The organism is Streptomyces sp. Je 1-332 (assembly GCF_040730185.1).
GTDB lineage: Bacteria > Actinomycetota > Actinomycetes > Streptomycetales > Streptomycetaceae > Streptomyces.
Genome location: NZ_CP160402.1, coordinates 1077946 through 1091695 on the forward strand (window position 1 = coordinate 1077946; position 13750 = coordinate 1091695).

Consider the following 13750-nt stretch of genomic DNA (forward strand, 5'->3'; position numbering starts at 1 on the left):
CTCAGCCCTTCTTGGCCCGGGCCGCGGCGCTCAGCAGGATGTCCAGCAGGTCGAAGGCGTCGGAGACATCCCCCAGGAACTTGGCCTCGGCCTCCCACTCCTTGTGCAGGCCCTTGGTGAGCTTGGCGATCGTGTCCATGCCGTCCTGGATGTCACCCTTGGCACCCATCAGCGAGCCCAGCACCCCGAACGCGGACATGTCATGTGATGCGGCCTTGAAGTCGTGCAACGGTTTGCGGGTGTGGTGATCCACCTTGCCCAAGGCGGAAGCTGCTTTGTGCAGGGATTCCGCATCCTTCTTCAGGTCCGACATGTCTCCGCCCCCATGGCTTGAGCTGGGTCTTGTGTGTGATGTGCCGACAGCCCCGGTCAGCGGTTGATGGCCTGGATCTCCTGCACGTTCACGTCCTGGGTGGTTTCGAAGGTGCCGTCCGGCAGATCGCCCTTCGCTTCGCCCGTGCCATGCCATGCCATGCCATGCCATGAGATCTTCCAACTGACGGAAGCCATGAACTGGTAGGAGCCAACCCCGGACGTGGATCTCAGGTACGCCATCGCGCACGGCGGCTCCTGGTCCGCTTTCCCCTTGGCGGTTCACCGATGCTGCCGTCCGCGTTGATCGGGCAGTCACCGGATGCCGGAAGTCCTTGGCTTCGCGCACCCTGAGGCTTCATGGTCACAGAAGTGTCGGGCACCCGGATCTTGTCATGGGCGGGCCCGGCAAGAATCTCGGGTGAAATGGCGTGCTCAACCTTGGGGTCATCACCCTTCTTGGCCCACCACGGGTCGCGGAACATGCACTCCCGGCAATCTTGTCCTTGTCCTCGTCGTCGGAGCCGCCGCAGGCGCTCGGTAGGAGGGCAGTGGAGGCCGCGGGTGCGGCGGCCACCAGCCGGGGCGAGCGAGTCACGGTTGTCTCCGGTGAGTTGAGAGTTAGCTTGAGCGAAACAACGCTATCCGCCACTGTCGGGTGATGATCAAGGCGGGTCGGCCTTTGGCTGAGACGCGCACGCCAGTGGCGAGCCGCCAACTGCTGCTCGGATGCAAACACGAAGCGTCGCGGGCTGCGGCAGCGTTGCGCTAACCAAGGGCTCGGCACCGGGGTCCGCGGCGTGGATCGGCGCCGCAGGCGTACTGAGGGGGCGGACAACGTATCCGTGGGCACGGCGACCATCACCCCGGTGGCGGACAAGCCGAGTTCCGTCACTCTGACCGACGGCAACATCAAGAGGGAACCCTGCGGTGCTTTCGTCACGCCCAGCACCTCGGTACCCGGGGGCGTGGGTGTAGGGGTCGCTGCTGTCTCGTCCATGCCTCCGAGCGCCGAGCCGACGCTCTGCTACCCCGACTTTCTCGGCCGCGGAGAACCTCCTTGCCGGTTCTTGGAAACCTTGTGACCACCGCGATCACCCCTGCGCCCGCTTCACTGTCGATCCGCGACGCCCCCGCACGTCGTCGACGCGCGCCGACCCCCCTCCCTGCAAACATAGTTGGGGGCGTCGGCCACCATCTGCTGGCGCCGGCACGTACATCCACAGAGAGCTGCTGGAGGATGCCACGCGTGAGTACGGGTGGCTCGTCGAGCGCACCGAGGCGGCATCGTCCGGTGCAGCCCGCTGAGGTGGTGACGGTGGCGGACGTGAAGAGGAAGTCGTCGCGGGTCTGGGACCGCGTGGTGCGGTTCGGGCCGATGGCGCGGAGACACGGCAAGGTCTGCTGTACGCGGATCTGCTGCGGACCGTGGGGCTCGCGGACATGCCCGGTCAGCGCTACCTGCACCGTCTCGGTCCGCTCGACGTGCAGCGCATCAGGTTCCGGTTCGTGTGCCGCGACACCAGCGAGGAGCACGCACAGGAGTTCTTCTTCGATCCGTGGCCCGCCTCAGAGACCCGCTGGTGGGTCGACCGCGTACTCGAAGCGGATTCCCCGGAGGAGCTGCGGCGGGATCACGACGGGCCAGGCCTGTCGGTGTTCTGCGATGCCGCGAGCTTGGAGCGGTAGTCACTCAAGCCAACCGGCGGATCAGTCGGTGGTCCCCCTCTGCCTTACCACCGATCCGGCCCGCCCCTTGACCACTTCGAGCTGCGCGTGGACGCGTCGTCGCAGGTCCGCGACGTGGCTCACGATGCCGACGCTGCGGTCCCGTTCGCGGAGGGAGTCCAGGACGTCCAGGACCTCGTCGAGGGTCTGGTCATCCAGGCTGCCGAAGCCCTCGTCGATGAAGAGCGTGTCGAGCCTTACGCCCCCCGCCTCGTCGGTGACGACGTCCGCGAGGCCGAGCGCCAGGGCGAGCGAGGCGAAGAAGGTCTCGCCGCCCGAGAGCGTGGACGTGTCGCGCTCGCGGCCCGTCCACGCGTCGACCACGTGCAGGCCGAGGCCCGAACGGCCGCGCCCCGTGCGGTCGTCGGAGTGGACGAGGGTGTAGCGGCCCGAGGACATGCGCCGCAGCCGTGCGGTCGCCGCGGCCGCGACCTGTTCGAGCCGGGCCGCGAGGACGTAGGACTCCAGGCGCATCTTGCGTTCGTTGTCCGCCGACGTGCCGGCGGCGAGACCCGCCAGCCGCGCCACGCGGTCGTACTCGGCGCGTAGCGGCGCGAGGCGCCGGGCGCCGGCGGCCGACCGTTCGGAGAGCCGGTCGAGTTCGGCGCACCGCCGCGTGGCCGCGTCGAGCGCGGACGCGCTCGCGCGGACCCGTCGGTCGGCCCGCTCGGCGGCTTCCTGGGCGGCCGGGAGGTCGGCCTGGGGCTGCTGGGCCGCGGCGGCGGCGTCGGGCTCGGCCAGGAGGGAACGCACCGCCGCTTCTTCGTTCCGCCACGCGTCGATACGGTGCTGGAGCTCGCGGTGGCGCGCGTCGTCGAGCAGAGCGTCGGCGGCGGCCCCCGGCGTCTCGAATCCGGCGCGGAAGGCGGCGTCGGCGAGTCGCGCGTCGGCGTCCTTGAGCCGCTGGGCGGTGTCGTCGGCGACGCGTGCGGCTTCCGACGCCTCGGTCAGGAGCGCGGCCTGCCGCTCCAGTTGGGATGCTCGGGCCGCGACGCTGTCGCTTGCTCCTCGCGCACGCGTCAACTCGACGCCCAGGGCTGCCTGTTCGCGGTCGAGGCCGTCCCGCAAGGTGGCGCGGGACGCTGCCCGGACGGCGGCCTCCTGCTGCACGGCGACCCTGCGCTCGTGTTCACGCTCGGCCTGAGCGAGGGCTTCCCTGGCAGCGTGCAGCCCGGATGCCCGGCTGCGTGCCTCGGCGTGTTCGCCTCGCAACTCATCGACGAGGGCGGTTAGTTGCCCGACCGATGACCCCTGGGGGGCGGCAGCGGCATCCGATTCCTCGGGCGTCGAGGGTTCGGCGGACGACCCGAGCGCCGCCGCGCCGGCCGCCGCCAGCGATTCCCGTACCTCGCCGAGTCGCCGTTCCTCCTGCGCGCGCAGCTCCTCCGCCCGCCGGTAGTCGGTGAGCGCCGACTCCTCCGTGGCGCGGTCGACATGGCCCGCCGACTTCGGCGCGGGCGCGGGGTGTTCGGTGGCGCCGCACACCGCGCAGGGGACGCCGTCGGACAGGCCCGCGGCCAGTTCCGCCGCGATCCCGGTGAGGCGCTGCTCCTTCAAGGTGAGCCAGTGTTCGTGGGCCTCGGTGGCACGCTCACGGGCCGCGAGGGCACGTTCGTACGCGGCGGCGGCCTCCTGCGTCAGGCGGTCGCGGCGCCGGGCCGCGTCCAACCTGCCCTGTGTGGGATCCAGTTGGCCCGCCAGTTGCTCGGCGCGGGTGGCCGCGTCCTGGGCGGACTCGATGCGCTCCTGGAGTGTGGTGCGCGTCGCGTCCCAGCCGTCGAGCCAGCCCGCCGCGTCGCGAAGCAGCTCGTCGTCGGACCGCTCCTCGCGCTCCAAGGAGGCGCGCTCCGTGTCGAGTTCGGCGAGGCGGCGCTCGGCGCGCCGGGCGGATTCGAGGCCGCCGAGTTCCTCCGCGGCCTTGCGCGCGGCGGCGGCGAGCCCCGACGCGCCGGAGTCGGCGAACGAGGCGGGCAGCCGCCCCCGCGCCCGTGCCTCCTCGGCGCTCGCGCGGCGGTGCTCCTCCTCGGTGGCCCGGCGCAGTCCCAGCGCGGGGGCCACCGTCTCGGCCTTGCGGGCGCGCTCCATCCGCGTCTGCAACCCCGCATGTTCCTCGGCGCGCTCCTGAAGGCTGCCGGCCCGCTCCTGCGCCTGCGCGAACCGCCTCTGCAGCCGGTCGAGTTCGCGTACGTCGTCCAGTCGGCGCCCGGCGGCGGCCTGCGTGGACTCCGCCGCCGTGAGGGCGCTCCCGGCGATCGTGCGCCGTTCGCGGGCGTTGGTCCGGGCGACGGCGGCCCACGCGAGGACGGACCCAACGAGCCCCGGATCGCCGGGCGACAGACCGGGCAGCGGCGACTGCGCGTGCTCCAGGTCCTCGAGGTCGCTCCCGGCGGCCTGCTGCATCCGGTGGGCGTCGGCGAGGAGCTCCCCGTCCCCCTCCCGCACCGCGCCCTCGGCGTCGCGCCGCTGCTCGGCGAGCCGCTGCTCGACCGCGGCGAACCTACGCGTGTCGAAGAGCCGCCCGAGCAGTTTGCCGCGGGCCTCCGCGTCGGCCCGCAGGAAGCGCGCGAAGTCGCCCTGCGGCAACAGCACCACCTGGCAGAACTGCTCCTTGCTCATGCCGAGCAGCTGCGTGATCTCCTCGCCGATCTCCTGGTGGGAGCGGCTGAGGTCCTTCCACTCGGCGCCGCCGTCGGCGGCGGCGTCGTACTCCCGCAGCCAGCTCTGCGCCTTCTCCGTGGTCGTGCCGGTGCCGCGCTTCTTCGGGCGCTCCCACGGCGGCTGCCGGGTGACCTCCAACCGGCGTTCGGCGACGGTGAGTTCGAGGCACACCTCGGTCCGCACGCCGGGCCCCGCGTGGTCGCTGCGCAGCGTCACTCCCTGGCCGCTGCCCTGCCGGGGCCCCGGGACCGAGCCGTACAGGCCATAGCAGACGGCGTCCAGGACGGACGTCTTGCCCGCGCCGGTCGGCCCGTGCAGCAGGAAGAGCCCGGCGGCGGAGAGGTCGTCGAAGTCGATGTCCTGGGTGGTTCCGAAGGGGCCGAACGCGGTGATCCTCAGCCGGTGCAGCCTCATCGGGCCACCTCCCGCTCGGTGTCGTCGCCGCGGACTGTGTCGAACGCCGCGCGCAGCACCGCCTGTTCGCGCACATCGGGACCCGCGCCCCGCACATGGGTCACGAAGTCCTCCGCGATCTGCTGGTCGCTGCGGCCCTTCAGACGCTGGGCGTACGAGACGTCCGGGTCCTCGGGGGTGCGCTCCGGGTCGAAGGCGAGGCTGAGGGTGTGCGGGAAGCGCTCGCAGAGGCGGGCCATGGGGTCGTCGGGGCGCACCGGGTCGGTGAGCGTCGCCTCGACCCACGCCTCCTCGTACCGCGCGAGCTCCGGGTCGGCGAGCAGCGTCTCGATGTCGCCGCGGATGCGGGCGAGCGGCCGCGGCACCGGGCAGTCGATCCGCTCGGCCTCGATCTCCCCGGCGGCGCCGATGTCGACGAGCCACATGCTCTTGCGGTGCGTGGACTCGGAGAACGAGTACGGCAGCGGGGAACCCGAGTAGCGCACACGCTCGCTGATGGCCTGGCTGCCGTGCAGATGGCCGAGCGCCACGTAGTCGACGCCGTCGAAGACGCCGGACGGCACGGCGGCCACCCCGCCGACGGTGATGTCCCGCTCGCTGTCGCTGGCCTCGCCGCCGGTGACGAAGGCGTGGGCGAGGACGACGGAGCGGGTGCCCGGCGTCCGGTCGGCAAGGTCGGCGCGCACCCGGTCCATGGCGGCGGAGAGCACCGTCTCGTGTCCGGCCCGCTCCACGCCGAACTCGCCCTTGACCAGGGCCGGTTCGAGATAGGGCAGGCCGTAGAACGCCACGTCCCCGTGGCCGTCGGCCAGGACCACCGGGTCGGCGCAGGCGGCGGGCGCGGTGCGCAGGTGGATGCCCGCGCGCCCGATGAGTCCGGCTCCGACACCGAGGCGGCGCGCCGAGTCATGGTTGCCGGAGATCATCACCGTCGGGACGCCGAGGTCCGCGAGCCGGTGCAGGGCGTCGTCGAAGAGCTCCACGGCGGCGAGCGGCGGCACCGCCCTGTCGTACACGTCCCCGGACACGACGACGGCGTCCACCTCGCGCTCACGCGCGGTGGCGACGAGGTGACCGACGAAGTCGGCCTGGGCGCCGAGCATGTTCACGCGGTGGAACGCCCGCCCCAGATGCCAGTCGGACGTGTGCAGAATTCTCAAGACGCCGCTCCGGCCCGCATGCTCGCTCTCCCCTCCTGTGCCCCGGATCCCGCACCGCCCCAGCACGGGCCTCGCCGACAGCACCCACCACGCTAGCGCCTGTCGGCCCCTGCTCGATCACGAACCTCCATCTGTCACCGGTGCGGACGGCGGCTGCGGGGACTCCGGTGCCGGCGACTGCTCCTGCTCGGGCTCCGTGGAAGGCGCCTGCGGCGCGGACGACTCGGGCGGCGATGAGGGCTCGCCCGAGGAGGGGGAGTCAGCGGGGGACGGGGACGCGGGGGACGCCGATGACGGCGCATCGGACGGCGAGACGGACGGGGACGGAGACGGCAGGTTCGCCGGCGGCGGCGTCTTCGTGTCGCCCGCCCCTGTGTCGCCCTTGTCACGTTCGAACCAGTCGCCACTCTTCGGGTCGTACATGACGAAGGTGTTCACGACCTCGGTGGCCGGAGCCACGACCACGACGTTCGAGGACTTGTAGCCGGGCCACGCGTCGCCCGTCGGCTTCGGGGTGCTCTTCTGCGCGACGGGCGGCAGCAGCGGATTGCCGCAGGCGCAGCGCACGCGCGGCACGCCGCGGTCGTCGACGAGCACGGCGGTGCCGGCCTGAAGGACGGCTTGATAGGCGGTGGCCGCGCCGTCGCGGTAGCCGTGGTTGGTGACGCGGGTGTCCAGGCGCAGCTGTACGGGGGTGAGCGCGCGCAGGTACGAGGGCACCGCGGAGGCGTCGATGCCGAGGACGGACGCGAAGGCCTTGTTCTTCGCCGGGTCCCTCTTGAGGGCGGCGACCTGCTTCTCCACGTCGCAGCTGCCCACCTTGCGTGTCCCGCCGTAGAGGCCGGGGGCCGCGCCGTCGACGCCGCGTGTCACGTGGGCCGACGCCGATGAGCTCGGCAGGGCGCTCGGTGAGGCCGGCGTCGCGTCGTCCCGGGCCGTCGACTCGGTGAAGGGGTCGGGCCCCTGCTTGCCCGCGGGCTGGAGGGCGACCTCGCCGCCGGATTTCGAGGTGCCGTCGGGCCGCGTGAGGACGACCGTCAGCGCTACTGCGGCCACGATCACCAGAGAGATGGCCGCCACGCGCGGCGCCGACTTCCACCAGGGGCGTTCCGGCCCGGGACCCTTGCCGGGGCCCGGTTCCGGGCTCGCCCCGCCGGGCGGACCGGGGCGGTCGGGCGGACCGGGTGGGCCACTCGGCGGGCCCGAGGCGCGGTCCCCGCCGGGCGGTGGCGTCGAACCCGTCGAACCGGCCTCGGTCGCGCCGGGCTGGGTCGCGCCGGGCTGGGTCGCGCCGGGCTGCGAAGGGCCCGAGAGGGGGCCGGACGGGGGTCCTGTGGGGCGTCCTGACGACGGCGGTTCGGCGCTCACGAACACTTCTTCCCTGCCTGGGTGACCACTGCGTAGGTGACCACTGCGTACGTTTTCTTCCGTTACGCGCCCATTGTGTGGCCCGCTTGCGTGTCCCGCTTCCCGGGAGCGCGCAGTCTTCCCGCGAGCGCGCGAGAGCCCCCGGGCACGCGAGATTCCCCGGGGCCCCCGAGCCGACGCGGTCGGCCCTCCCGAGGGGCGGAGCGCCGCCGCGCTGCTTAGCGTGACAACGTGAGCGACCAGAAACCGCCCGGTCGGGCGCCCCACGGCTGGATCCACGCCTTGCTCGCCGTGCTCGCCGCGCTGGTGGCCATGGCCGTCGTCGCCGCGCTCGGCCTGTGGGCCGCCGGGGCGGCGGACCTGCCGGGCGGCGCGTTCCCCAGCGTCGTAGCGGCCGTCGTAGTGATGGCGGTCGGCGGCTCCGTGGGGCTCTCCGGTGACGCCGGAGCGATCGCCGAGACGAACGCGGGGCTCTCCGTGCTCCCCCTCTCGGTCACCCTCGCCGGAGCTCTGGTGGTCGCGGCCGGGTTCCTCAGGCCGTTGCGGCACCGGGCTGTCGCCGACACCAGGGAGCTGGCCGGCTGGGCAGGGCGGTTCGCGGTGCTGTGGGTACTGCTGCTCATCGGCCTCGGCCTGCTGGCCCGCCATCGGTTCACGATCTCGCTCGGGGAAGGGGCCGCGTCCGACATCGGTGACGTCCTGGGAGCGACGCCCAGGGTCGGCTTCGAGACCGACGTCCCGCTGACCATCCTCTTCGGGCTGCTGTGGCTGGCGGGTGTCCTCGCCGTGGCGCTGCTGGTCTCGCGTGGGGCGCCGCTGCCGGGCCGCCTGGTGCGCTTCCAGGAGTCGGTGCGTCCGGCGGCCCACGCCATGGTGGTTCTGCTGCTCGCGTACGTCGTCCTGGGGTTCGTCGTCGGCGTGGTCGTGGCAGTGACCAAGGGGCATGCGGCGCAGACGCTCGCGGTGCTGCTGCTCGGGCTGCCCAACCTCGTCTGGCTCGCCTTCACCATCGGGCTCGGCGCGTCCTGGGAGGGCCGCGTGGACGGGCCGTTCGGCCTGCCCATGCCGAAGGTCCTCGACGACGTACTGCGTACCCCGGAGGACTCCACGCTCAGTCTGCGGACGCTCTCCGACTACGACGGCCGGGTGTGGTGGCTGCTCGTCGTGGCGGCGGTCCTGGTCCTGGGGGCCGCGTTCCTGATGGCGGCTCGCTCACCGGCCCGGATGCGGGCCTGGCAGCACGCCGTGCACATGGCGGTGGCGCTGACCCTCACCGTGCTCGCCGTCAGTCTGCTCGCCCGCGTCTCCGCCCATTACGGCCTCTCGCTCCTGGGCATCGGGGATCTGGGCGGCGGCCTGTCCGGCCTGGTGAAGCTGCATCCGCAACTGGGGATGGCGCTGATCCTCGCCGTGGCCTGGGGTCTGGTCGCCGGCTTCATCGGCGGCTTGCTCGCGCGTCCGGTCCACCGCCGCGGTGAGGTGCGGCAGGACGGTTCCTCACCGTCCTAGCCTCCCCCTCCTTGCCCCCCTCCCCCTCCTAGCCCCCTCCTAGCCGCCGGAAGACCGGCCGCGCCCAGTCCGGCGGGTCCGGAGGCGCCCCCGGGTCCGCGGGGGCTTTCGGGTCCGCGGGGGCTCCCGCGACCCGCAGGTCCACCCGCGTGGGGGTGTGCCCCGCCGCGCTTCCCGTGGCCGCGGTGCGCAGTGCGGCCACGAATTCGAGGCAGGAGCCGTACCGTTCCTCGGGGCGCTTGGCCAGCGCCTTCGCGAGAACTCCGTCCAGGGCCGCGGGTGCGTCGGGGCGTTTGTCCGTCAGCGGGGGCGGCTGGTCGTACTGGTGGGCCCAGAGCAGCGCCATGTCGTCGTCGCGCTGGAAGGGCGGCCCGCCCGCCATGGTCTCGTGGACGACGCAGGCAAGGCTGTAGACGTCGCACCGGCCGTCCACGGGGCGGCCCGAGATCTGCTCCGGCGCCACGTAGTCGAGGGTCCCGACGAACTGGCCGACCGTCGTGAAGCCGGTCAGTGACAGCGATTTCTTCGTCAGACCGAAGTCCGTGAGGTAGACGTGCTCCGGGTGGTCGCTGTCGGTGCCCTTGGCCACGAGGATGTTGCCGGGTTTGACGTCGCGGTGGACCAGGCCGTGGTCGTGGGCCGCGTCGAGCGCGGAGGCGACCTGGGCGGCGATGCGGAGGGCCGTCCCGACGGGGAGGGGGCCCGAGCCGTCGAGCAGATGCCGCAGGTCGAGCCCGGGGACGTACCGCATGGCGATGTAGAGCACGCCGTCCGTCTCGCCCGCCTCGAAGACCGGCACGATGTGCGGATGCTCGATCGCGGCGGCGACGCGTGACTCGTGCGTGAAGCGCTGCCGGAAGGTGTCGTTGCGTGCGAGCTCGGGGGCGAGCAGCTTCAGGGCGACGGTCCGGTCGAGCCGCAGGTCCTTGGCGCGGTAGACGACAGCCATGCCCCCACGCCCGATCTCGCTCTCGACGCGATACCCCGCGATCTGCGCCCCCACCAGCTCGGAGGGCCGCCCGGCATGACTACTGGCCCCCGACACCCCCATCACGAACCCCGCCCCGAAGCGGCGGCCCCGCGATCACCCGTGACGGGCGGGATACGCCGGGTGGCTTCTTCGGGGTACGAATCGGGGGCGGGGGAGTCTTCGCGGCGGGGGCCTTCTTCTTGGCGGTACGCAGCGGGCCCGAACCCTTCACTGCCCGGACCCCGACCCACGCCGGCCCCGGCTTCGACCACCTGCGTCGGCTCAGGCCCACTCGACGCGCCCCGAGAACCCGCATCGCTGCCGCCGCCCACGTCCCGCACCCAGCGCGCGAGCTCCTCATCACCCTCAACCTGGGCAGCTTCGACAACGCGCGTCGGCTCCGACGGACTCACCGCGCGACCAGAATCCGTATCGCCGCTGCTCACATCCCGTACCCGGCGGGCAGGCTCGACACCGCCCCCAGCCGGAGCCTGGGTGGCCTCGACCACCTGCGTCGGCTCCGCGGGCCCCGGCCCGTCCACCGGCCCGCTGCCCGCGGCGGCGGAGGCGGAGGCGCCCGCCGCCTGCTTCGGCTCCGGCTCCGGAGGCGGCCCGCCCTCGGCGCTCGGGCCCTCCCCCGTGGCGTACGTGCTCAGGCGGGCCCCGTCGCAGTGGACCCAGCGTTCGTGGTCGGCGTCGTAGAGCCACATCGACTCGCCGTCCACGACCACGCCGACCCGCTGTCCGCGCGTCCGGCTTCGGAAGGTCTCGCCGTCGAGGGCGCCGGACGCCAGTTCCTCGGTCGCCCGGCGGTAGCGGCTCAGTGCCTCCTCGGTCCTCGCCAGGAGCGGGGCCGGGTCCGCCGTGCGGGTCAGGGGGTGCCCCGCGGCCGGCGGGTCGGGGGGTACGGCGATCAGGAGGCGGCCGTCGACCCAGGCCGACCAGTCGTTCGCGCAGACGATGCGGGCCCAGTCGCCGAGCCTGTCGACCAGCTGCACCGGCAGCAGCGCGTCCAGCGGCGCCGTCGGGCGGTTCACGTCCGGCGCCTCCCAGGCGGGCAGCCCGTCCCGGGGAACGACATGGGTGGGGCGGAAGTCCGCCGCAGTGGTCATCTCGTCTCTCCCGATCTCCAGCTCCAGATCCTCTGCCTTCTTGCTCCTGGTCTTCCGCTTGCTCCTGGTCTTCCGCGCCCCCCGCACCTCGCGCCCCCGCGCCCCGCGTCCCCGCGCCCGCCGCTACTTCCGCATCACCGCCGGTTCATGCCGTCTCAGCAGCCTCGCGACCACGTATCCGAAGACGACGGAGAGGGCCAGCAACATCCCCATGTTGAGCAGCCAGATCCCCGCGGAGTGACGGAACAGCGGATCGGCGGTCAGCTCCCCCGGCACGATCCTGCCGAGGCCGATCGTGCCCGCCATCGCGCCCAGCGCCCACCGGGAGGGCACGAGCCACGCCAGCTGCTCCACCCCTGGCACCCCGTGGAGTTTCAGGAGCGCCCCGCAGAACACCACCTGGACGATGGCCAGCAGCACGAGCAGCGGCATCGTCACTTCCTCCTTGCGCACCAGAGCGGACACGAGGAGCCCCAGCATCATCGCCGTGAACGCCAGCATCGCCACCGCCACCGTGATCTCGACCAGGGGCGGCAGCAGCACTCCCTTGCCACCCGGCGCGTTCAGGTCCACGCCGAGCAGCGCCACCAGGGTCAGCACGACGGCCTGCAGGATGGTGATCGTTCCCAGGACGACGACCTTGGACATCAGGTACGCCGATCTGGAGAGTCCGACGGCCCGCTCGCGGCGGTAGATGACACGCTCCTTGACCAGTTCCCGCACGGCGTTGGCCGCGCCGGTCAGGACACCGCCCACGCAGAGGATCAACAGCGCGTTCATCGCCGTCTCCTGCGTCAGCTTGCTCCCGGACAGCGCACGCGCCATCGCGCCCATCACGAACGGCAGCGCGATCATGATGGCCAGGAACGTCCGGTCGGCGGCGAGCGCGGCCGCGTACCGCCGCACCAGCGTCCACAGTTGAGACCCCCAGCTCTGCGCCTTGGGCGGTGGCTCGAAGGCCGCGACCGGGCCCCCGCCCCCCTGCGGCAGCGGCGGCTGCGCCGAGGAGTTGACGATGTACTGCTGGTGGAAGGGCGAACGCCGGTACTCCCCGGCCCAGTCCCGGTCGCGGTCACCCTCGAAGGCCTCGAACGCCTCGGGCCACTCCTCGAAGCCGAAGAACGGGAGCGCGTCCTGGGGAGGCCCGTAGTAGGCGATCCTGCCGCCCGCGGCGAGCACGAGGAGCCGGTCGCAACCGTCGAGGCTCAGGACGCTGTGCGTGACGACGATGACCGTACGGCCGTCGTCGGCCAGACCGCGCAGCATGTGCATCACGGAGCGGTCCATACCGGGGTCGAGCCCGGACGTCGGCTCGTCGAGGAAGAGCAGGGACGGCTTGGTGAGGAGTTCGAGTGCGACGCTCACCCGCTTGCGCTGACCGCCGGAGAGGCTGTGGATGGGCTGGTCGACGCGCTGCTCGAGGCCGAGTTCGCGAATGACCTCGTCGACCCTGGCCCGGCGTTCCGCCTTCTCGGTGTCCTGGGGGAAGCGCAGTTCGGCGGCGTATCCGAGGGCGCGGCGCACGGTGAGCTGCGCGTGCAGGATGTCGTCCTGCGGCACGAGGCCGATGCGCTGCCGCAGCTCGGCGTAGTCGCGGTAGAGGTCGCGGCCGTCGTACAGGACCGTGCCGTCGTCGGCGGGACGCAGGCCGGTGAGGGCGTTCAGGAGCGTGGACTTGCCCGCGCCGCTGGGGCCCACCACGGCGAGCAGGCACTTCTCCCCCACGGGGAAGGTGATCTTGTCGAGGAGCGTCTTGCGGCCCCGGTCGACGGCCACCGTCAGTTCCTGGACGTCGAGCGAGACCTCGCCGGTGTCGACGTACTCCTGGAGTTCGTCGCCGACGAGGCAGTACGCGCGGTGGCCGACGCCGACGATGTCCCCGGGTGCGACCGGGGCGCGACCGACCGGCTGGCCGTTGAGGTAGGTGCCGTTGTGGCTGCCGAGGTCGACGATCTCGTACGTGCCGTCCGCGAGAACCCGCAGCTCCGCGTGGCGGCGCGAGACGACCAGATCGTCGATGACCAGGTCGTTGTCGGCGGCGCGTCCGATGCGGACCGTACGGGCGGGCAGCGGGCGCACGGTCGTCGGCTGCCGGAAGGTACCGGTGGCCGACGGGGTGCGAACGGCTGAGGGACGCTCGGGAGCGGCCGGCGCCGCGGGCGAGGGCGGCTCATGGCCGACGAGCACCGCGCGGGGGCCGTCCGTGACGTTCCCGAAGCGCAGGACACTGCCCGGTCCGACGCCCCACTCCTGGACGCGCTGCCCGTCGGCGTACGTGCCGTTGGTGCTGTGCTCGTCCTCGATCGTCCAGTGGTCGAGCTCGACGTGCAGGACTGCGTGGTGCCAGGAGACCCGGGCATCGTCGATGACGATGTCGCTCAACGGATCGCGCCCGACGTGATAGTCCCGGCTCGGACTCATCACCGTGGAGCCGGTATCGGTCTCTATGACGAGTTCGGGCGCAGTCGGCGCCACAGGCCGCTCTCCCATGCCCGAATTCTACCCATTCGCACGCATCC

8 protein-coding genes and 1 pseudogene are annotated in these 13750 nt (G+C 72.5%); 2 read left to right on the forward strand and 7 right to left on the reverse strand.

Annotated elements, in window-relative coordinates; translation table 11 throughout:
* Position 1: 1 nt before the first annotated feature.
* Positions 2–313, reverse strand: a complete 312-nt coding sequence (locus ABXJ52_RS05030; protein WP_367039533.1) for a hypothetical protein — start codon at positions 311–313, stop codon at positions 2–4.
* A gap of 1427 nt (positions 314–1740) precedes the next feature.
* Between ABXJ52_RS05030 and ABXJ52_RS05035 the strand changes: the two genes are divergently transcribed.
* Positions 1741–2001, forward strand: a complete 261-nt coding sequence (locus ABXJ52_RS05035; protein WP_367039535.1) for a hypothetical protein — start codon at positions 1741–1743, stop codon at positions 1999–2001.
* 21 nt (positions 2002–2022) lie between these two features.
* Here the strand turns inward: ABXJ52_RS05035 and ABXJ52_RS05040 are convergent, their stop codons facing one another.
* The 3 genes from ABXJ52_RS05040 to ABXJ52_RS05050 form a co-directional block, all read right to left on the reverse strand.
* A complete protein-coding gene (locus tag ABXJ52_RS05040) occupies positions 2023–5112 on the reverse strand; it encodes an SMC family ATPase (protein WP_367039537.1) in 3090 nt (1029 codons plus the stop codon).
* Positions 5109–6272 (reverse strand): exonuclease SbcCD subunit D, encoded by a 1164-nt coding sequence (locus tag ABXJ52_RS05045; RefSeq protein WP_367039539.1) that lies wholly within the window; start codon positions 6270–6272, stop codon positions 5109–5111. The genes ABXJ52_RS05040 and ABXJ52_RS05045 overlap by 4 nt, the downstream gene beginning before the upstream one ends.
* Before the next feature lie 117 nt (positions 6273–6389).
* A complete protein-coding gene (locus tag ABXJ52_RS05050; RefSeq protein WP_367039541.1) occupies positions 6390–7640 on the reverse strand; it encodes a DUF6777 domain-containing protein in 1251 nt (416 codons plus the stop codon).
* A gap of 231 nt (positions 7641–7871) precedes the next feature.
* On the opposite strand from ABXJ52_RS05050, the gene ABXJ52_RS05055 reads away from it, so the two are divergent.
* Positions 7872–9149, forward strand: a complete 1278-nt coding sequence (locus tag ABXJ52_RS05055; protein ID WP_367039543.1) for a streptophobe family protein — start codon at positions 7872–7874, stop codon at positions 9147–9149.
* 28 nt (positions 9150–9177) lie between these two features.
* Here ABXJ52_RS05055 and ABXJ52_RS05060 read toward each other — a convergent pair whose 3' ends face one another.
* The 3 genes and pseudogenes from ABXJ52_RS05060 to ABXJ52_RS05070 form a co-directional block, all read right to left on the reverse strand.
* The gene (locus tag ABXJ52_RS05060; RefSeq protein WP_367039545.1) at positions 9178–10200 is read right to left on the reverse strand and encodes a serine/threonine-protein kinase; all 1023 of its coding nucleotides are present in this window, start codon (positions 10198–10200) and stop codon (positions 9178–9180) included.
* 560 nt (positions 10201–10760) lie between these two features.
* Positions 10761–11231 (reverse strand): annotated as a pseudogene (locus tag ABXJ52_RS05065) (hypothetical protein); the annotation flags it as partial.
* A 123-nt stretch (positions 11232–11354) separates the two neighbouring features.
* Positions 11355–13721 (reverse strand): FHA domain-containing protein, encoded by a 2367-nt coding sequence (locus ABXJ52_RS05070; protein ID WP_367039547.1) that lies wholly within the window; start codon positions 13719–13721, stop codon positions 11355–11357.
* Positions 13722–13750: the final 29 nt, after the last annotated feature.

Excerpts from the sequence above, each read along its gene's own strand:
- ABXJ52_RS05060 (WP_367039545.1), bottom strand. The coding sequence starts at position 10,200 with ATGGGGGTGTCGGGGGCCAGTAGTCATGCCGGGCGGCCCTCCGAGCTG.
- ABXJ52_RS05070 (WP_367039547.1), bottom strand. The coding sequence starts at position 13,721 with ATGGGAGAGCGGCCTGTGGCGCCGACTGCGCCCGAACTCGTCATAGAG.
- ABXJ52_RS05030 (WP_367039533.1), bottom strand. The coding sequence starts at position 313 with ATGTCGGACCTGAAGAAGGATGCGGAATCCCTGCACAAAGCAGCTTCC.
- ABXJ52_RS05040 (WP_367039537.1), bottom strand. The coding sequence starts at position 5,112 with ATGAGGCTGCACCGGCTGAGGATCACCGCGTTCGGCCCCTTCGGAACC.